This window comes from Pseudomonas sp. 15A4 (genome assembly GCF_016925575.1).
GTDB lineage: Bacteria > Pseudomonadota > Gammaproteobacteria > Pseudomonadales > Pseudomonadaceae > Aquipseudomonas.
The window spans coordinates 254,076-273,438 of record NZ_CP068986.1 but is presented as its reverse complement, the minus strand read 5'-3'; the positions used below and the strand labels follow the sequence as shown (position 1 = coordinate 273,438).

15 protein-coding genes and 2 pseudogenes are annotated in these 19,363 nt (G+C 59.9%); 4 read left to right on the top strand and 13 right to left on the bottom strand.

All coding sequences use genetic code 11. The features are described 5' to 3' along the window. Positions 1 to 30: 30 nt before the first annotated feature. The 4 genes from JN403_RS01235 (at position 31) to JN403_RS01220 (ending at position 2,289) form a co-directional block, all read left to right on the top strand. A complete protein-coding gene (locus JN403_RS01235) occupies positions 31 to 249 on the top strand; it encodes a hypothetical protein (RefSeq protein ID WP_205484866.1) in 219 nt (72 codons plus the stop codon). A 35-nt stretch (positions 250 to 284) separates the two neighbouring features. Further along, entirely contained in the window at positions 285 to 812 is a 528-nt protein-coding gene (locus JN403_RS01230) for a hypothetical protein (RefSeq protein WP_205484865.1), read from the top strand. Between the two features lie 69 nt (positions 813 to 881). Beyond that, the gene (locus tag JN403_RS01225; protein ID WP_205484864.1) at positions 882 to 1,628 is read left to right on the top strand and encodes a hypothetical protein; all 747 of its coding nucleotides are present in this window, start codon (positions 882 to 884) and stop codon (positions 1,626 to 1,628) included. Beyond that, positions 1,621 to 2,289 (top strand): hypothetical protein, encoded by a 669-nt coding sequence (locus JN403_RS01220; RefSeq protein WP_205484863.1) that lies wholly within the window; start codon positions 1,621 to 1,623, stop codon positions 2,287 to 2,289. Before JN403_RS01225 ends, JN403_RS01220 begins: the two co-directional genes overlap by 8 nt. A gap of 24 nt (positions 2,290 to 2,313) precedes the next feature. On the opposite strand, the gene JN403_RS01215 is transcribed toward JN403_RS01220, so the two are convergent. The 13 genes and pseudogenes from JN403_RS01215 to JN403_RS01155 form a co-directional block, all read right to left on the bottom strand. Beyond that, entirely contained in the window at positions 2,314 to 2,910 is a 597-nt protein-coding gene (locus tag JN403_RS01215; RefSeq protein ID WP_205484862.1) for a MarC family protein, read from the bottom strand. 67 nt (positions 2,911 to 2,977) lie between these two features. Beyond that, positions 2,978 to 5,764: a hybrid sensor histidine kinase/response regulator gene (locus JN403_RS01210; protein ID WP_205484861.1), complete on the bottom strand. Its 2,787-nt coding sequence runs from the start codon at positions 5,762 to 5,764 to the stop codon at positions 2,978 to 2,980. Positions 5,765 to 5,889: 125 nt separating this feature from the next. Next, positions 5,890 to 7,185 (bottom strand): phosphoribosylamine--glycine ligase, encoded by a 1,296-nt coding sequence (purD, locus tag JN403_RS01205; RefSeq protein WP_205484860.1) that lies wholly within the window; start codon positions 7,183 to 7,185, stop codon positions 5,890 to 5,892. 167 nt (positions 7,186 to 7,352) lie between these two features. Next, a complete protein-coding gene (purH, locus tag JN403_RS01200; protein WP_205484859.1) occupies positions 7,353 to 8,960 on the bottom strand; it encodes a bifunctional phosphoribosylaminoimidazolecarboxamide formyltransferase/IMP cyclohydrolase in 1,608 nt (535 codons plus the stop codon). 77 nt (positions 8,961 to 9,037) lie between these two features. Beyond that, on the bottom strand, positions 9,038 to 9,358 hold the full coding sequence (gene fis, locus JN403_RS01195; RefSeq protein WP_007907419.1) for a DNA-binding transcriptional regulator Fis: 321 nt from the start codon (positions 9,356 to 9,358) through the stop codon (positions 9,038 to 9,040). After that, positions 9,355 to 10,367, bottom strand: a pseudogene (gene dusB / locus JN403_RS01190) (tRNA dihydrouridine synthase DusB). Before dusB ends, fis begins: the two are co-directional and overlap by 4 nt. Positions 10,368 to 10,644: 277 nt before the next feature. Further along, positions 10,645 to 12,035 (bottom strand): annotated as a pseudogene (locus tag JN403_RS01185) (DUF3426 domain-containing protein). Between the two features lie 54 nt (positions 12,036 to 12,089). Then, a complete protein-coding gene (gene prmA, locus JN403_RS01180) occupies positions 12,090 to 12,968 on the bottom strand; it encodes a 50S ribosomal protein L11 methyltransferase (protein ID WP_172610591.1) in 879 nt (292 codons plus the stop codon). 300 nt (positions 12,969 to 13,268) lie between these two features. Beyond that, entirely contained in the window at positions 13,269 to 14,618 is a 1,350-nt protein-coding gene (gene accC, locus JN403_RS01175; protein ID WP_172610592.1) for an acetyl-CoA carboxylase biotin carboxylase subunit, read from the bottom strand. Between the two features lie 17 nt (positions 14,619 to 14,635). Next, the gene (gene accB, locus JN403_RS01170) at positions 14,636 to 15,091 is read right to left on the bottom strand and encodes an acetyl-CoA carboxylase biotin carboxyl carrier protein (RefSeq protein WP_074890450.1); all 456 of its coding nucleotides are present in this window, start codon (positions 15,089 to 15,091) and stop codon (positions 14,636 to 14,638) included. Between the two features lie 80 nt (positions 15,092 to 15,171). Next, positions 15,172 to 15,624 carry a type II 3-dehydroquinate dehydratase gene (aroQ, locus tag JN403_RS01165; protein WP_065987726.1) on the bottom strand — a complete coding sequence of 151 codons (453 nt, stop codon included), beginning with the start codon at positions 15,622 to 15,624 and terminating at the stop codon, positions 15,172 to 15,174. Between the two features lie 152 nt (positions 15,625 to 15,776). After that, positions 15,777 to 17,561, bottom strand: coding sequence for a protein-disulfide reductase DsbD (locus tag JN403_RS01160; RefSeq protein WP_205484858.1), 1,785 nt, complete (start codon positions 17,559 to 17,561; stop codon positions 15,777 to 15,779). 63 nt (positions 17,562 to 17,624) lie between these two features. Then, positions 17,625 to 19,340 carry a diguanylate cyclase gene (locus JN403_RS01155; protein WP_205484857.1) on the bottom strand — a complete coding sequence of 572 codons (1,716 nt, stop codon included), beginning with the start codon at positions 19,338 to 19,340 and terminating at the stop codon, positions 17,625 to 17,627. Positions 19,341 to 19,363 lie beyond the last annotated feature (23 nt).

Below are 19,363 nucleotides of genomic sequence, written 5' to 3'. Positions count from 1 at the left end.
AATAACTAACTCACTGCAAGGATTGCAATTATGACAACTGATATTAATGCCGTCTTCCCCACTGAACTCGAAACCATTGCTTATTTGAACAGCTTGCCTCCGCGTATTCATCCGCGTGCTCTTTCTACTCGCAGTGCAGCTGAAGATAAAAGCGACAGTATCGCGGAAATCAGCAAGAAATCACCGGTGATGGTGGCGTTCGCTGATGGAGTCAGCAAAAAAATCGCGATGCTGTTTTACTGGGTGTAGAGTTTGGTGAAGCCGTTGCTAACTCCAAGAGCAACGTGGAATCCGACCCAGTACAGTGGCTTAGGGAGTACACAGAGGCGCTGCGTCACGCGGGCTGGTTGACCTTGGGCGGTAGCGAATATGGCGAATACACAACCAGCAATAAGTCGCTGACTATGGATTCGATTGTCATGGAGCTTGTCAGCTCTATCGCAGGTCCTAATGCGACGACCGTGTTAGCGCTGATGAATTTCGCTCTCGACAGGCTTCAAAAAACCGACTCGTTGATGAAGCTGTTTGAAAGAAATGCGAAGTCGGGGAATACATCGAGCTTCCGTGTCGTTCCGTGCATCGAGTCGTCGGAAGGTATTCCTATGACGTACCTGGTTTCCGTACATGCCAACTATCATACGGACGCGGGCGGCGCGCTGTTCTGGAAGTGGTCTATCTCGAAGATGAGTGTTAAGCGTCTGGCGAAAGGTGTGCAATTCTCGCAGGCATCTTTTGAGCGTAATAAAGATAAAATTAATGCGTATATGGGCGCCGAGGCCGATGAATTTTTCGAAAGCCTGAAGAAAAAGTAAACCTGTAGGAGGGGCTGCCGGGCGGCCCTTTTTTATGTGCTGAATTGGAGTAGAGCAATGGAATGTTCAATGAAAAACGCAGTAGTTTCAGGGCACCTTGTTTGCAGTGCTACAGCTATTGAGTCTTCGGTGCGAAAAAGCATACTTGACTCACTACTGTTTTCGCAGCTGTATGCCGATGACAAATACGCACGGTTGGACTCGCCTGTTCAGTGGTCGAATGAACATGATAATGCTATGCGCAACCTCAAGTGGATGCTGTCAGACTTGCGCACCAGCACAATCAGGCCAGGACCCGAAGAGCGCTTTAATATTAGCCGCGTGCTAGATCATGAGCTTTGCCGCCGCCTGCCGGATTTGGCTGCGGATGATGTGAGGCAAATGCTCAGGCGTCTGGCTGTGATCGAACCTGACGCAGCTACGCAGATATTGTTTAAAACACACGCATTGAAAGCGTGGACTGACAAACCTGCGAACGAGTTGCCGGCCGTTGATTCCGCGCAGGTGCCATTGCCTCAAGCGACTTTCGTGCACCTGATGCTGAGCTATGCAGCAGCTGGCGAGGTGCTCTTCAGTTGCGTCATAGCGTTCAAGACCACCGCTGAAATACAAAATGATCTGTTCGATCAATCGTTTGCCAGCAGCGAGATCACGGGGTCTATCGATATTCGTTTCATGAGACGGGATCTGGACCTCGTCGCGTTCAAACGGGTCCGGGACAAAGTCGAGACATTTCTGGAGGGAAGGCGTGATGGCTTGATTCTGCCACTTTGCCCTGTCGAGCCCGGAGAGCCCGAAGGTGGGTCACATGGGTGAGGCCCGCGCGAATACGGTACTGACTGGCCAGAGCCTGGTGACCTTTTCGTCAGAGGTGTCAGACCGGGAAAGGAACGACATTCTCGATTGCCTGAATTACACAGAGACACGTGCTGGCCGGAAATTTGATCGCCAGCATGCGTGGAAGAAATGGATAGAGCGCTATCAGGCGGGTCTGTTTAACAATGGTTTCAAACTGGGCGGTGTGCTGGAGAGCAATGTCATCCGCATTCAGCACAGGCGAGAGTTGCCTGAGGTCGTGAGAAGCAGTATCCAGGCAACGGGAAGTCCTCAGTTGGGCGCACAGGGTCGCTCGGCATTGGAAGCCATGTTGCACAGTAGCGAGGTCCAATCATTCTTCGAAGACTGGTTCAGTACGGGCAAGGCTGAAGCTTTTCAGGTGGTGCCGTGCAGAAAAGCGTCAGACGGACACATCGAGGTCATGGTCTGTGGTCTGAACATGATTGTAGAAACGGCCGTTGACGGTTGGTTAACTGCACCTCGGCTCACCATGGTCATCCATGTTGATGGCGGCTCGTATCTCTACGATAAAAAAGCATTCGAGCCTTACCGCGAGAAGGTCCTGGGTACGCTGGAGCGGTACTCGCGTCTGTATTTCGACGCACTGAAGTCAGGCAAGCCTGCAGCCCCGTCTGCGTGATGGTTGCGCCCGGTCGTACCCACGTCAGGTGATCAAGTAACCTTTGATGCCTGTAAAGATGATCTGGGCGGCGAGGGCACAAACGAACAGACCCATCAGGCGGCTGACGATCTGTAGCCCTTGATCCCCCAAAATCCGCTCGATGCTGTTGGACAGATAAAGAATGACGCCGACGGTCAGACTGGCCAGCGCGATGCTGACGATGGCGGTGAGTTTGTCATCCCAGTGCGGCTGACTGATGCCCATGACCAGCAGCGCGCCAATGGTGCCCGGACCGACGGTGATGGGGATGGTCAGCGGTACGATCGCAACGTCCTGCTGAACGTTGTCGGTCTGCACGCCGGATTTGCCCTGGGCCATGGCCAGGGCTGAGATGAACAGCACGCTGCCGGCGCCTATTCTGAAGGCGTCGGCGGTGATGCCGAAGACCCCGAAAATCACCCGTCCGAACAGGTAGAGCAAGACGCTGGAAACCAGAGTCGCCAGGGCGATTTTCCACGCCAGGTGCCGACGTTCCTTGCGCGAATAACCGCGGCTCAGGGAAATGAAACAGGACAGGACGAAGAATGGGCTATAGAGCACCAGCATCTTCAGGTAAACGCTGAACAGCACGTGAAGCATGGTTTGAGCTCATGGCAGCAGACTGGGACGGCGCCAAGTCTATCAGCCCGTCACGGCCACTTGGCGGTCAGTTTTGCTCATAACGGTCTTCGCCGCGGGTGGCGTCATCCCGAGCGCGTTGCTCCACCCAGTATTCGACCAGATCGCGTAACTGTGACATCTCCACCGGCTTGGACATGTGGCCATCCATGCCGGACTGGCGCGCGCGATCCTTGTGCTCTGCCAGGATGTGCGCGGTCAACGCCACCACAGGGGTGCGGATGCGCTGGTTGCCGGTTTCCCAGGCGCGGAACTGCTGCGTCGCCGAAAAGCCGTCGAGGATCGGCATTTCGCAGTCCATCAGCACCAGGTCATAGCGCTGGGTCTTCATCGCCAGCAGCGCTTCTTCGCCATTGCTGGCGGTGTCCGGCTGCAGGTTGAGCTTGCCGAGCATGCCGCGAATGACCTTGGTGGAAATGCTGTTGTCTTCGGCGACCAGAATGCGGAAGTCGCTGGGCACGTTAATATCGCTGGTCAACCCGGGTACGGCAGAGAAGGGCGCATTGCCTTTGTTGCGTTGATTGAGCTCGTCCGCCAGTGTTGTCTTCAGCGTGTACCCGGCGACCGGTTTGGCGAGGATGCGTTTGACCCCTGCATTGCGCGCGATGATCTTGCTCGGCGCGTTGCTGATGCCCGTGAGCATGATCAGCAGAATGTCGTGGTTCAGGCTCGGGTCTTCCTTGATCTTGGCGGCCAGTTGCATGCCGGTCATGCCGGGCATGTTCTGGTCGAGCAGGACAATATCGAAATAGTCGCGCAAGTGAGCTTTTGTTCGCAGCAACGCCAGGGCCTCCTTGCCGGATGGCACGGCGCTGACGTTCAGCCCCCAGGCGCTGCACTGCTGGACCAGCACCTTGCGACAGGTGTCGTTGTCGTCGACCACCAGAACCCGCGCGCCTTGGAGCGGGCTGTCCAGATCGGCGGGAGGCTGCTCCAGTCGTTCCGCATCCAGAGGCAGACTCAGCCATAGCGTGCTGCCCTGATTGGTGCCGCTCTGGATGCCGAACTCGCCGTTCATCAACAGGATCAGTTGCCGGGCAATGACCAGCCCCAAGTGACCGCCGACCTTGCTGGCCGCCAGGAAGTTCTTGCTATGCAGCTCGGCGTGCAGCAGCGCGTCCCGTTCCTTGGGCGTCAGCGGCGTGCCGCTGTCCTGTACGGCGATGCGCAGTCGTGGCTTGCCACCGCGAGAGTCGAGGGCGACGACCAACAGGATCTCGCCCTCGTCGGTCTTCTTTAATGCGTTCTCCAGCAAACTGAGCAGCGTCTGCCGCAGGCGTGTCGGGTCACCGCTGATAACGCGCGGTACCTGGGGCTGGATGAAGCTGATCAGCTCGACACTTTGCTGCTCCGCCTTGGCGCGGAAGATACTCAGGCAGTCTTCGATCATTGCGTTGAGATCGAACTGTACGTCGTCCAGCTCGATCTGCCCGGACTCCAGTTTGGTGATGTCGAGGATTTCGTTGATCAGGGTCAGCAGTTCATTGCCGGCGCTGTGAATGGTCTGCACGTAATCGCGCTGTTTGACCGACAACGGCGTGCCCAGCAGCAGCTCGGTCATCCCTAGAACGCCGTTCATGGGGGTGCGAATTTCGTGACTGATCTTCGCCAGAAACTCGGCCTTGGCATTGATTTCTGCCGTGCTCGCCGCCAGCTCACGGCTGATGCTGAAGTTGTCTTCGGTGATGCTGCGATGACGCTCGCTGAGGGCGATGCTCATCAGCAAGCCGCACAGGCAAAACACCGCCAGCACCCCGATGATCAGGGTCTGCGCAGGAATGCTCGTCAGCCAGAGCATGGCCGGCAGCACCACCAGGTTGCCGAGATTGAACGCGATCATGGCGATCACGAACGGCCGGGCAGGGGAGTAACCTTTCTGCAGGTGGTAGATCGAAACCAGCGTGATGCTGACCGTGGTCAGTGCCACCAGCAGGAACGTCATGATGTTCAGCGGCAGCGTTTCAACGAACAGCACCAGCAGCGCGCCGAAGCCGACCACCAGCAGCACGCCCATCAGCAGCCGGTTGAGCATCTCGACCCCGCGCTGAATGAAGAAACAGTACGTGTACATCAGCCCCGTCGCGGCAGCGAGGAGCAGGGCGAGGTGAGCACTCGGCGTCTGCGCCAGGTGCCAGCGCGGCAGCCACGGCGCCTGAAGGTTGAGCAACAGCAACGCGCTCAGCCCCAGAAATGCTTCACAGGCTGCCAGCCACAAGCTGCTGATCGAGCGGGACTGGGCGAACCGCGTGATGTTCTGCACGATCAACATGGCCAGTGAGCCGAAGAACAGACCGAGCAGCAGCGGTCGGCGCTCGTCTGCAGCGCTGGAGACCGCTGACTGCAAGGTGATGTTCGGGCGCAGTTCCTGCTCGGACTTGAGGCGCAAATACAGGTCGAGCGGCTTGTCGCTGTGGGGCACTGGCAGCAGAAAGTCCAGTGACGGCAGGGGTTGGGCTTCTCGCGGCACCCGGTTACCGGAGCGCGAGTGATCGATCAGGGTGTCGCCGTCGAGCACGTACATATCGACCGTCGCCAGGTCGGGCGCGAAGATCCGCACCAGTTGTTCATGGGTGGTCGGGGGCAGGCGATAGTGCAGCCACAGGGCGGCGTCGCGGTTAGTCGCGCGCACCTTGTCGAGTTCGACCGGGCTGAACTGGGATTCGTAGTGAGGGGAGCGAATGTCGCTGAGGTTCAGGTTCGCCTGATCGTCGACAAGGGTTGACCAGCCTGCACTGACCTCGGCGGTGGCCGAGGATATCCAGAGCAGGGTCAGCAATGTGACGGTCAAACGAGTGGCAATCCTGAGCCAGCGCACGGCGAAATCCCTTCGTGAATGAAGCCTGTTTAACTCTGGCGCACTGGCTGATTGCTCATCCTGGCCCTACCCGGCTAAAGCCGGTCCCACTGGCTGCTCCAGAAGAGCCGTCAGTGGGCCGAGGTTCATGCCAGATCGTCGCCGCGTTCCCGGGCAATGGCGCGGTAGCCAATGTCCTTGCGGTAAAAACAACCTTGCCAGTCAATCTTTGCAGCCAGTGCGTACGCTTGTTTCTGGGCATCGCCAACGGTGTCGCCCAGCGCTGTCGCGCACAGCACGCGACCCCCGGAGGTCACGATGCGGCCATCCTGCAACGCCGTGCCGGCGTGAAACACTTTACCGGGCAACGCGGCCGCAGCGTCCAGCCCGTGAATCTCGTCGCCCTTGGCGTAGTCGGCCGGGTAACCGCCAGCTGCCAGCACAATCCCCAGACTCGGTCGCGGGTCCCACTGAGCATCCACTGTATCCAGCGTTTGCGCCAGAGCGGCTTCGACCAGCGCCACCAGACTCGATTGCAGACGCAGCATCACCGGCTGGGTTTCAGGATCGCCAAAGCGGCAGTTGAACTCGATGACTTTCGGGTTGCCGGCCTTGTCGATCATCAGACCAGCATAGAGGAAACCGGTGTAAATGTTGCCCTCGGCCGCCATGCCCCTGACGGTCGGCCATATGACCTGATCCATCACGCGCTGGTGAACCTCGGCGGTGACCACCGGGGCCGGGGAGTACGCACCCATGCCGCCTGTGTTCGGGCCGCTGTCGCCGTCTCCGACGCGTTTGTGGTCCTGGCTGGTGGCCATGGGCAGCACGTTCTTGCCGTCGACCATGACGATGAAGCTGGCTTCTTCGCCATCGAGGAATTCTTCGATCACCACGCGTGAACCTGCGTCGCCGAAGGCATTGCCGGCCAGCATGTCACGCACGGCGTCTTCCGCTTCCGCGAGGGTCATTGCGACGATGACGCCTTTGCCCGCTGCAAGGCCGTCGGCCTTGATAACGATCGGCGCGCCTTTTTCCTGCAGGTACGCCAGAGCAGGTTCGATTTCGGTGAAGTTCTGGTAGTCGGCAGAGGGAATGTTGTGGCGCGCCAGGAAATCCTTGGTGAATGCCTTGGAGCCTTCCAGCTGCGCGGCGGCCTTGGTCGGCCCAAAGCACTTCAGGCCACGGGCGCGGAACAGATCAACGACACCGGCCACCAGCGGGACTTCCGGACCGACGATGGTCAGCGCGACGTTCTTCTCGGCGAAATCCGCCAGTTGCTCCAGCGCCAGTACGTCGATGGCAACGTTTTCGCACTTGGCTTCAGTGGCAGTGCCAGCATTGCCCGGGGCGACGAAGACTTTCTCGACACGAGCGTCCTGCGCGACCTTCCAGGCCAGAGCGTGTTCACGGCCACCGCTGCCAATGATTAAAATATTCAAAGAAGGACTCCTTCGGAGAAGCTGCAAGCTACAAGCGGCAAGTAAAAGCGGATAGCACAACTCTTAATCACGGCTCATTGCTCTGAATTAATAGGGCTGCAAGGGCGAGTAAAGCGACGCGAATCTGCTTTTACTTACCGCTTGCAGCTTGATGCTTGCCGCTGCACTCAGTGCCTGAAATGGCGCATGCCGGTGAAGACCATCGCGATACCCGCTTCGTCCGCTGCGGCGATCACTTCAGCATCGCGCATCGAACCGCCTGGCTGGATCACTGCCGTGATGCCGACCTTGGCCGCGTTGTCGATGCCGTCGCGGAACGGGAAGAACGCATCGGAAGCCATGACAGCGCCCTGCACCTGCAAACCGGCGTGTTCGGCCTTGATCGCGGCAATGCGCGCGGAGTTCACGCGGCTCATCTGGCCCGCGCCGACGCCGATGGTCTGGCGATTCTTGGCATAGACGATGGCGTTGGACTTCACGTACTTGGCGACTTTCCAGGCGAAGATCAGGTCGTGGACTTCCTGCTCGGTCGGCGCGCGCTGGGTGACCACTTTAAGGTCGTCGGCGCCGATCATGCCGATGTCGCGGCTCTGCACCAGCAGGCCGCCGTTGACCCGCTTGTAATCCCAGGCTGGCGCGCGTTCTGCGTCCCACTGGCCGCTGGTCAACAGGCGCACGTTGGCTTTGCTGGCAATGATGGCCTGGGCTTCGGCGCTGACGCTCGGGGCGATGATCACTTCGACGAACTGACGCTCGACGATGGCCTTGGCCGTCTCGGCATCCAGTTCACGGTTGAAAGCGATAATGCCTCCAAACGCCGATTCGCTGTCAGTGGCATAGGCCAGCTCGTAGGCCTGACGAATGCCGCCTTCCGCGTCCGGGCTTACTGCAACGCCGCACGGGTTGGCGTGCTTGACGATCACGCACGCGGGTTTGACGAAGCTCTTCACGCACTCAAGCGCCGCGTCGGTGTCGGCGACGTTATTGTAGGAAAGCTCTTTGCCTTGCAATTGGGTCGCGGTGGCGATGCCCACTTCGGCAGGCTTGGCTTCAACGTAGAACGCCGCGCTCTGGTGCGGGTTCTCGCCGTAGCGCATTTCCTGGGCCTTGACGAACTGAGTGTTGAAGGTGCGCGGGAATTCACTGCGGCCTTCGGTGCTCAGGGTTTCAGCGGACTGGTCGACGCTGCCCAGGTAGTTGGCGATCATGCCGTCGTAGGCTGCGGTGTGCTCGAAGGCCTTGAGCATCAGGTCAAAGCGCTGCGCGTAGGTCAGACCGCCAGCCTTGAGGCTTTCCAGCACGTTGGTGTAATCGCTCGCGTTGACGACGATGGCGACGTCTTTGTGGTTTTTAGCGGCGGAGCGCACCATGGTCGGGCCGCCGATATCGATGTTCTCGATGGCGGTCGGCAGGTCGCAGCCAGGCTTGGAAACTGTCGCTTCGAACGGATAGAGATTCACGGCGACCAAGTCGATCGGCTTGATGCCGTGTTCGCTCATGATGGCGTCGTCGATGCCGCGACGGCCCAGGATGCCGCCGTGGATTTTCGGGTGCAGTGTCTTGACCCGGCCGTCCATCATTTCAGCGAAGCCGGTGTAGTCGGCGACTTCTACTGCGGCAACGCCGTTGTCCTTGAGCAGCTTGAACGTACCACCAGTGGAGAGGATCTCGACACCGAGGGCTTCGAGTTCACGCGCGAATTCAAGGATGCCGGTCTTGTCGGATACGCTGATCAAGGCGCGGCGGATCGGCAGGCGGGTCGTCTGGTCGGTCATCTCAACTTCCATCAAAAGCAAAAGAATTTTGCAAAAAAACGACCGCATTGAAGTGAGGTCGCTTGTTTTTCGGATGCTTACAGCAGGTCGTACTGCTTGAGTTTCTTGCGCAGGGTGCCGCGATTCAGCCCCAGCAGCTCGGAGGCCTTGGTCTGATTGCCCTTCACGTAGTTCATTACGCACTCGAGCAACGGCGCCTCGACTTCCGAGAGCACCAGGTTGTAGACATCAGTGACGGCCGCACCTTCCAGATGAGCGAAGTAGTTGTGCAACGCCTTCTCGACGCTTCCGCGCAGGGTCTGACCCTCTTCGCTCGGCGTATTGAGGTGTTGTTTCAAATTGACGTTGTCGCTCACGGGTGTTGTTCCACTCACTAAAGTCTCAGTCATCATCGTCATGCGGCCACCTCTTCTTCGTTCCCTGCTGGGCGGGATTTATCGCGCTGGGAAAAGAACTCCCGAACGTTGGCGCACTGTGCTTCTGTATCGTCCAAACGGTTGAAAAGGGCGCGAAACTCCCTGGCGCCCGGCAACGTTGCGAGGTACCAGCCGACGTGTTTGCGGGCGATTCGCACGCCCATCACGTCGCCATAGAACGTGTGAAGCGCAGCCAGATGCTCTAGCAGAATGCGTTCCACTTCACCGACGGGCAGGCCCGGAAGTTTCTCTCCGGTCTGCAGGTAGTGTTCTATCTCGCGAAAAATCCATGGGCGCCCCTGGGCGGCCCGGCCAATCAACAGCCCGTCGGCGCCGGTCGCGTCAAGGACGTAGCGGGCCTTTTCCGGTGAATCAATGTCGCCATTGGCAAACACCGGGATGGACACCGCCTGCTTGATGGCGGCGATGGTGTCGTACTCGGCTTCACCGGTGTAGAGATCGGCACGGGTTCGCCCGTGCACCGCCAGTGCCTGAATGCCGGCTTGTTCGGCAATTCTGGCGACGGTCAGACCGTTCTTGTTCGCCCGGTCCCAGCCGGTGCGAATCTTCAGCGTGACCGGTACCTCGACTGCCGCAACCACTGCGTGCAGGATTTCGGTCACCAACTGTTCATCTTTCAACAGTGCTGAGCCGGCGGCCTTGTTGCAGACCTTTTTGCCGGGCACCCCATGTTGATGTCGATGATCTGCGCGCCCAGTTCGACGTTGGCGCGTGCTGCGTCCGCAAGCATCTGCGGGTCCCCGCCAGCGATCTGTACCGAGCGGGGCTCGGGATCGCCTTCGTGAATCATGCGCAACCGCGACTTGCGGCTGTTCCAGAGGCTCATGTCGCTGGTGACCATTTCCGAGACCACCAGGCCTGCGCCGAGCTGGCGACAGAGTTGTCGGAAGGGCTGGTCGGTGACACCCGCCATCGGGGCGAGAATCAAGCCGTTTTGCAATGTGTAAGGGCCGATGCGTACCGCCGACATAGGGTGACCTGTTGTGGGGCCGAATCACGAGGTCTGGTCCGAAAAGTGCTTCAGCGCCAATTCAGACGGGACCCAGAGTATGAAAAAGGGTGGGCATGATACCCGCTCTCGATGACTGGATAAAGGCTGAATTGGATAAAATCTGAACAGCTCCGTTCTTATCGCAAACGTTTAGGTTTAGGACGGAATTGTCATAAAAGCGTCGTCGAAATTCGGGCATCTCTTCCCGCGCAGGGTGCTGCATTTCGGTGCGGAGAAACCGGTGTGCGTGGCGTCTTTACTCCGGCGAGCGGAAGCTGAGGCTGTAGTTCGCCGCCTTTGGGCCCGGGTCGAGGATGTCCAGTGCGATGTGAATCGGCGTCTGCGGCGGCATCTCGTCCTTGCCCGCCAGCTCGCCGCTCAGGTACTCACCCGGTTTGAATCGACGGCTGGCAATCAACTGACCCGTCGCATCGGCAAAGCGCAGTTCCAGCAGCGGGAAGGGCTGTGAAAAGGACGCTCGGTTATAGATGATCGCGTCAACGACCAGAGCCCCCTGAAATTCGGGGTGGCTACGCACGACAAGGTTGCTGCTCTTGAGCAGTTTGATATCGACCTTGGACGGGACCTTGCAGCCGAGGGTCGGGCACAGCTCCATGAAGAGGGGACGGTACTGATCCTGCCGCGCCAGTTCTTCGAAGTGGTACGCAATGTATTGCCCGGCCAGTGCGCCCAGCGCAATCAGGACGAACAGCACCCACAGCAGACGTCGAACCCGGCGCGGTTTGGGCTTTTGCCAGGACAGCTGCAGCGGGTCATCCGTAATGTCGACCAGCGCTCTGTCCCGCAGGCCCGGCTCGTTGCGGCCGCCACGCTTGCCGTCGGTAGCAGCGCGCGGGGCCTCGTCGTGCTCATCATCATCGTGACGTGCGCTGAGGTGATCCTGATCGTCGTGGGTATCCAGGGCGGAAAAGCGTTCCGACGACGGTTCATCGTCGGGTTCTGCTTGATGCTTGAACGAGTGGGGGCGAGCCGGCTCGTCATTCAGGTCGTCCAGATCGTCAGGCGTCCGCGAGAATGACGGCTCGGTACGATGGCGGTCCTGTTGATTGACGGGCTCTTCCAGCGGGCCTTCGTCTATCGTGTGGTCGGTATGCGCTTCGTGTTCCTCGACGACTTCGGCGCGCAGTTCGGGCAGCCGGTCGACATCGTCGTGGCTCATGCCGTGGGCCCACGACTCCTGCGCGACGTCAGGCTCGTCGCGTCGGGCGCTGAAGGACTCGACTTCGTCGTGGTCGCGCGCCTTGCTGACCCGCCCGAAAGACTCGGGCCGCTGAATCTCGCGCTGTTCGAGACGGGCCAATTCCACGTCGAGATCGTCCAGATCCAGGCTGTCCAGGTCCACATCACGCTCTTCACGTTTCACCGGCAGTGACGCTGGTTGGGCCACGACGAGTGACTGAGTCGCGAGGATTTCCGGTTTCTTCTCAGCGCTTTCGGCATTTGGCGCGGAAGTGAGCGGCGCTTCCGGGGCGTCCCGCCGCGTTGTTCCAGCAACTGCTTCGCAGCGTTGAACACCTGCAGGCATGAGCCACAGCGCACCATGCCTCGGGCCACGCTCAACTGAGCGTGACTGACGCGGAAACTGGTCTGGCAATGCGGGCACTGAGTGACGAAGCTGTCGGTCATGCGGGTATCCGGGTTAAAGAGCGCCTGATGGTTGGATCTTAGGACAACTGGCTGTCAGCGGCGACGACCGGTGATCCGTACCCAGCCCTCGCGGTTGGCAATCGGGTCCAGTTCGAACGCGTCGGCGTAAGCAGCAGCGACTTCTTCGCCTTGCTCGGCAAGAATGCCTGACAGCGCCAGGCGGCCACCGGGTTTGACCAGGCTCGCCAACTGCGGCGCCAGAGAAACCAGCGGGCCCGCCAGGATGTTGGCCACCAGCACGTCGGCCTGCACCTGGGGCAGGTCTTCAGGCAAGTACAGCGGGAATTTCTCGGCCGGGACGTTATTGCGACCGGCGTTATCGCGCGAGGCCTCGAGGGCCTGGACGTCGATATCGGTGCCGACCGCCTGTTCAGCGCCCAACAACAGCGCGGCGATGGCGAGGATGCCGGAACCGCAGCCGAAATCCAGCACGTTGCAGCCGGCGAGGTCCTGGCCGTCGAGCCACTCAAGGCACAGCGCGGTGGTCGGATGGGTACCGGTGCCGAATGCAAGGCCCGGATCGAGCAACAGATTGACCGCTTCGGGTTCCGGCGCGGCGTGCCAGCTCGGTACGATCCACAGGCGCTGGCCGAAGCGCATCGGATTGAAGTTGTCCATCCAGCTGCGTTCCCAGTCCTGATCTTCGATCACTTCGTGGGTGTGCTCCGGCAGCTCGGCGTCGGTAAGCAGCCGCAGGTGAGCGAGCACGTGATCGGCATCGGTGTCGGCTTCGAACAGCGCCAGCAGGTGCGTGTGCGACCACAGTGGCGTGGTGTTCAGCTCTGGCTCGAAGATCGGCTGGTCTTCAGCGTCCATGAACGTCACCGATACGGCGCCGACTTCGAGCAGGGCGTCTTCGTAGGTTTCGGCTTGTTCTGGGCTAATGGCGAGACGGACTTGCAGCCAAGGCATGGCGGGTGACCTTCGAGTTGAAAAATGAGAAGCGGCCGACGGCCACGAAAGACCGGCAAGTTTACGGGGTTCCCGGGGAAACAACAAAGAGGGTGTGGCAGTGAGGCTGGGAAAGTGGGACCGGCTTTAGCCCGGAATGCGTTAAGCGTCACACCGCGAAGGTGATGTCGGTCACCCAGGCCTCTTCCCGGCTAAAGCCGGTCCCACAGGATGGGCGCGTCCCAAAATCCAGGGCCCGACCGAAAAACAACAAAGCCGCTCGAAAGCGGCTTTGTTGGTCTGCAGCACGTTACTGGCGGATCAATGCTTGTCAGCAGCCAGTTTGTGTTCCAGATAGTGGATGTTGACGCCGCCTTCGCAGAAGCCTTCATCGCGGGTCAGATCACGGTGCAGCGGGATGTTGGTCTTGATACCGTCGACCACGATTTCATCCAGGGCGTTACGCATGCGCGCCATGGCTTCATCGCGGGTGGCGCCCCAGGTGATCAGCTTGCCGATCAACGAGTCGTAGTTGGACGGAACCTTGTAGCCGCTGTACAGGTGCGAATCCACACGCACGCCATTGCCGCCTGGCGCGTGGAAATGCTTGACCAGGCCCGGGCTCGGGACGAAGGTCTTCGGATCTTCGGCGTTGATCCGGCATTCCAGCGCATGCCCGGTGATGACCACGTCATCCTGGGTGTACGACAGCTTGTTGCCGGCGGCGATGCTGAGCATCTCCTTGACGATGTCGATACCGGTGACCATTTCCGAAACCGGGTGCTCCACCTGAACACGGGTGTTCATTTCGATGAAGTAGAAGCGTCCGTTCTCGTACAGGAACTCGAACGTGCCGGCGCCACGGTAGCCGATGTCGATGCATGCTTTGACACAGGCCGCGAACACGTCCTTGCGGGCTTGTTCGTCGATGAATGGCGCGGGCGCTTCTTCCAGGACCTTCTGGTGACGGCGCTGCAAGGAGCAGTCGCGGTCGCCCAGATGTATCGCCTGGCCCTGGCCGTCGGAAATCACCTGCACTTCCACGTGACGTGGGTTGGTCAGGTATTTCTCGAGGTAGACCATCGGGTTGCTGAACCAGGCAGCCGCTTCGGCACGGGTCTGCTTGGCCGCTTCGATCAGGTCTTCTTCCTTGTGCACCACACGCATGCCGCGACCACCGCCGCCGCCAGCGGCCTTGATGATCACCGGATAGCCGACTTCGCGGCCAATGCGCAATGCCGTTTCTTCGTCTTCCGGCAGCGGGCCGTCGGAACCGGGAACGGTCGGCACCTTGGCAAGCTTCATGGCGTCCTTGGCGGACACCTTGTCGCCCATCAGGCGAATGGTTTCGGCTTTCGGGCCGATGAACGCGAAGCCGGATTTCTCGACCTGCTCGGCAAAGTCTGCGTTTTCCGCGAGGAAACCGTAGCCCGGGTGAATCGCCGTGGCGCCGGTCAGCTCTGCAGCCGAAATGATGGCCGGAATGTTCAGATACGACAGGTTGGCTGGCGCCGGTCCGATGCAGACGGTTTCGTCTGCCAGGCCAAGGTGCATCAGCTCACGGTCTGCCGTGGAATGGACCGCGACGGTCTTGATGCCCAGTTCTTTACAGGCACGCAAGATGCGCAAGGCGATTTCGCCGCGGTTGGCGATCAGGACTTTTTCCAACATCGCAGGCTCTCCCCGGTTCAAACGATGGTGAACAGCGGCTGGTCATACTCAACCGGCTGACCGTTTTCTACCAGGATGGATTCGATCGTGCCGCTGACTTCGGCTTCGATGTGGTTCATCATTTTCATCGCTTCAACGATGCAGATGGTGTCGCCTTTCTTGACGGTCTTGCCGACTTCAACGAACGCTGGCGAGCCAGGCGCCGGGGTGCGGTAGAACGTACCGACCATTGGCGACTTGATGACATTGCCGGCGTGCTGTGGAGCAGCAGGTGCTTCAGCGGCGGCGGCCACTGGCGCTGCAACAGGGGCAGGAGCCGGAGCGGCGACCGGAGCCGGCGCGTAGTACTGCTGTGCTGGAGTCTTGCTGTGACGGCTGATCCGTACGGATTCTTCGCCTTCACGGATTTCCAATTCGTCGATGCCGGACTCTTCCAGCAATTCGATCAGTTTCTTGACTTTACGGATATCCATTAATCATCAACTCCCAAGGGACGGTCAGGGGGATTTGGTAGCCGGTTCCGGCGGTCTGGCTCAGTACGGGACTGTGCCGTTCACGCCTCCGAACGCTTGGCCAATTGTTCCAGGGCGGCCTCCAGGGCCAGTCGGTAACCGCTGGCGCCAAGGCCGCAGATCACGCCTACAGCAACATCTGAAAAGTAGGAGTGATGGCGGAAAGGTTCGCGCTTGTGCACGTTTGACAGGTGCACTTCGATGAATGGGATGCTCACTCCCAGCAGCGCGTCACGTATCGCAACGCTTGTGTGCGTAAAAGCAGCCGGATTGATCAGGATGAAGTCCACGCCTTCATCGCGTGCAGCATGGATGCGGTCGATCAACTCGTATTCAGCGTTGCTCTGCAGGTACATCAGATGGTGACCGGCTTCGCGCGCACGCTGTTCCAGATCCTGGTTGATGTCGGCCAACGTGATCGAGCCATAGATCCCCGGTTCGCGGGTACCCAGCAGGTTCAGGTTAGGTCCGTGAAGAACCAGAAAAGTCGCCATCGAGTGTTCCTTGTTGTTCGCGTTTTCGACGCTCACGCACAGAGTGAGCCGCTGATGGGCAGCGACTATGCCGGAAAGTACGATGGACTGTCCAGTTACCCACAATATTCAGCACGATGCCCGATGTTCGCGCGAAGTTTGTGACTCTGGCGCTAAATTTGGTCATTTGCTCTAGAAAGCCGCTCTGCGAACGCTTCGACGTCGATTTCGCCGACGACACGCGCGTTTCCAAGCTCGTTGCCGTTTTTTCCGAAGAACAGCAGTGCGGGAGGGCCAAACAGTTTGTAGCGATCCAGCAAGGCGCGTTGCTCGGCGTTGCTGTCGGTCATGTCGAAGCGGATTAGCCTGAAACCGCCCAACTGACTAACGACTTTCGGATCAGAGAGAACCTCGTGCTCGATGACCTTGCAACTGATACACCAGTCGGCGTACCAGTCGACCAGAACGGGTTGGCCCGCGCTTTTGGATTCCGCAAGGATTTGGTCCAGTTCACTGGGCTGAGTCACGGTCTGCCAGTGGCTTTCTGACGCAGGTGGAGCAGAAGCTGAAATGATCCGGGATTGACCCAGCGGTCGCAGCGGGTCCGTCTGACCACTCAGCGCCCCGTACCAGCACGCGAGGGCGTAAACCAGCAAGAGCAAGCCGAGCAATTGAGCGAGGCGCGCGCGCGTGGTCTTTTCGCCGAACTCCAGCGCGCCTAGAAAGATCGCAACGCCGGCCCCCAGCAGCCCGATCAACAGCAGCGTGGCTTGCCCCGGAATCACGCGGCTGAGCAAGCCGATTGATAGCGCCAGCAACAGCACGCCGATCGCATTCTTCACCGAGACCAGCCACGGCCCGCTTTTCGGTAGCCACGCCGCGCCGCCCGTTGCCACAAGCACCAGCGGCGCGCCCATGCCCAGCCCCAGGACGAACAGCTTCAAGGCCCCGCCAATGGCATCGCCGCTGGCGCTTATATAAAGCAGTGCACCGGCCAGCGGCGCCGAGACACAGGGCGACACCAACAGGCTCGACACCACGCCCAGAACTGCCGCTCCCCACAGAGACCCGCCTTGGGTATTGCCGGCGATGCGGTCCAGCCGGTCATTGAGGGCACGGGGCAGGCGCAGCTCGAACGCGCCGAACATGGCGATAGCGAAGAGCGCAAAGAACCCGGCAAACGGCACGAGGACCCACGCCGATTGCAGACGTGCTTGCAGATTGAGGCTGGCGCCAAAGATGCCCATCAGTGCGCCGAGGATGGCGAAGCAGATCGCCATCGGCAGCACGTAGGCCAGGGACAAAGAGAAACCGCGCAGCCCGCCGATCTGCCCACGCAGGACGACACCCGACAGGATCGGCAGCATCGGTAACACGCACGGCGTGAATGTCAGACCGATGCCGGCGAGGAAAAACAGGGCCAGTTGTTTCCAGCTGAATTCGACGTTGGTGACATCGCCCGCGAGTGGGGTATCGGACGCTGCGGGGCTCGCGCCGCCAATGCTCAGTCGCTCGGTTTCGGGCGGGTAGCAGAGCCCTTTGTCTGCGCAGCCTTGATAGGTGACGACAAGCGTGAAAGGGCGGGTGTCCCCGGCTTTGCGCGGCAGGTTGACGTCGAGGATGCCGTGATAGACCTCGACGTCGCCAAAATACTCGTCGTGTTTCTTTTCGCCATCCGGCAGTTGCGCGGCGCCTAGGCCGATGTCAGCGGGTTCGGTGCGGAACTGAAAGCGATGGCGATACAGGTAGTAGCCTTCGGTGGCGACGAACTGCAGCTTGATGGACTCCGGAGTGGTGTCGCTGAGGTTCAACTGGAACGCCTGGCGAACCGGGAGAAAATCCTTGCTGTTGTCGACTGATGCGCCGCCCAGTGTGGGACTTGATCTGTTCTCCAGAAAGCTCGCGCCGACGGCGGGCAGGGCACAGATCAGCAGTAACAGACAAAGCAGGCGGCGCATGGCGGTCTCGCATCACAGAAGTCCGCGCATGATAGCGGAGTGGCTGCGGGCGTGCAGGGAGGGCTAGCGTTCTTCGGTCTGAACTTCGGTCTGAAAATGAGGTAGGAAGCAGCGGTCAAACAGTGTCCGGCTGGGGGTGTTTGTTTGATGGCGACGCTGCAACGCGCTCCGCCAGCCCATACACTTGATTGCGGCCTGCCTTTTTGCGCGGTACAGCGCTTCGTCTGCCTGCGACGCCATCATCAGCGCGTCGTCGTCTTCGGCGATCTCCACGACCCCGGCGCTGAACGTGCAGAACAGATCCACAGGTTGCGCAGGGTAATGAATTTCGGCGAAACGCTGGCGGATTTCGTCGAGCAAACCGTGGGCGTCTGCCAGATCAGTGTCCGGCATGACCACGGCAAACTCCTCACCACCGTAGCGACCGATGTAGTCGGTTTTACGCAGACGCTGCTTGAGGAACAGCGCCAGGCTTTTGATGACGCGGTCGCCCATGGGATGGCCGTGGCTGTCGTTGACCCTCTTGAAGTGGTCGATGTCCAGCATGGCAAAGCTCAGAGGCTTGTTCTCACGCCGCGCGCGGAAGCTGGAATCTTCGAGCAATTGCAGTATGTGGGTGTGGTTGTACAGGCCGGTCAGGCTGTCGCGGACCATGCGCGCTTTAAGGCTGCGCGCCCGTGCCGCGCGATTGCGCACGGTGGTGATCAGGTGGCGAGCCTTGATCGGCTTTGTGAGAAAGTCGTCGCCGCCCTCGCTCATCGCATCCAGCTGTTTATCCAGATCGTCTTCGGCCGAAAGGTAAATGATCGGCACGCTGACGTAGCGGTCATTGTGGCGGATCACCTTGGCCAGCTCGGTGCCGGTGCAGGCTGGCATGTACATGTCGAGGATGATCAGGTCAGGCTGAAAGTCGGCCAGCTCCGACATGGTCTTGATCGGGTCGAGCAGGGTGCGGGTGACGATGCCGGCGCCGTTGAGCAAGCGCTCGGTGTGCGTCGCCTGGGCGCGGGAGTCGTCGATGATTAGCACCTTGTACGGTGCGTATTGCGCGACCCGGGTCAGAATTTCGATCTTCTCCAGCAGACTGGACGCCTCAAGCGTGCCGGTCAGGAACTCTTCGCCACCGGCGCGCACGGCGGCAAGGCGCGTGGGCGTGTCCGTCTCGTGATGGCTGAAAAACAGCAGCGGTAGTTTTTGCTCCAGTCCTTCCTGCATCCGGGTAGCGAGCTTCAGGCCCTGGCCCGCGCCACCGAAGTCCACATCCATGACGACGGCGGCGGGCAAGCGTTCGGCCATGGTCATGTGGAAGGCCTCAATGCTTGCGAAGGACTGCGCGCTCAAGCCGAAGAATTCCAGCTGCCTGGCCAGACGCTCGCTGCGTTCATGATCCTGCAGCGCGAGGTAGATTGGCTTTCGCAGGGGCGGCAGGGCTGTTTGCTCCAGACGGTCGCCATGCCGGAGGCCGGTGCGGGACAGGCGTTGCATCAGGCGATTGAGGTCGGTAATCAGGGCGCTGCTCAACCGTCCACGGTTGGCCTCGACGTCAAGCAATGCCAAGTCGATCGCAGTAGCCAGTTGCGTGTGTTCGGCTTGCTCGAAACGTTCGGCGAATCGCAACAGCCGCCGGTTGGCCTCGATGAGTTCAGCCATGTCCGCTGCCGACCATTCACTTTGCTGCAGGCGTTGCCACACCTCAAGGATCTGACGAGCCTGATGGATTACCCGCTGGGCAAAGTGGTGTTTGAGTCGGTCGCGGCTCGGATCTGCTGCTTCGGTCATGCTCTGACTTCTTTAATGGGGAA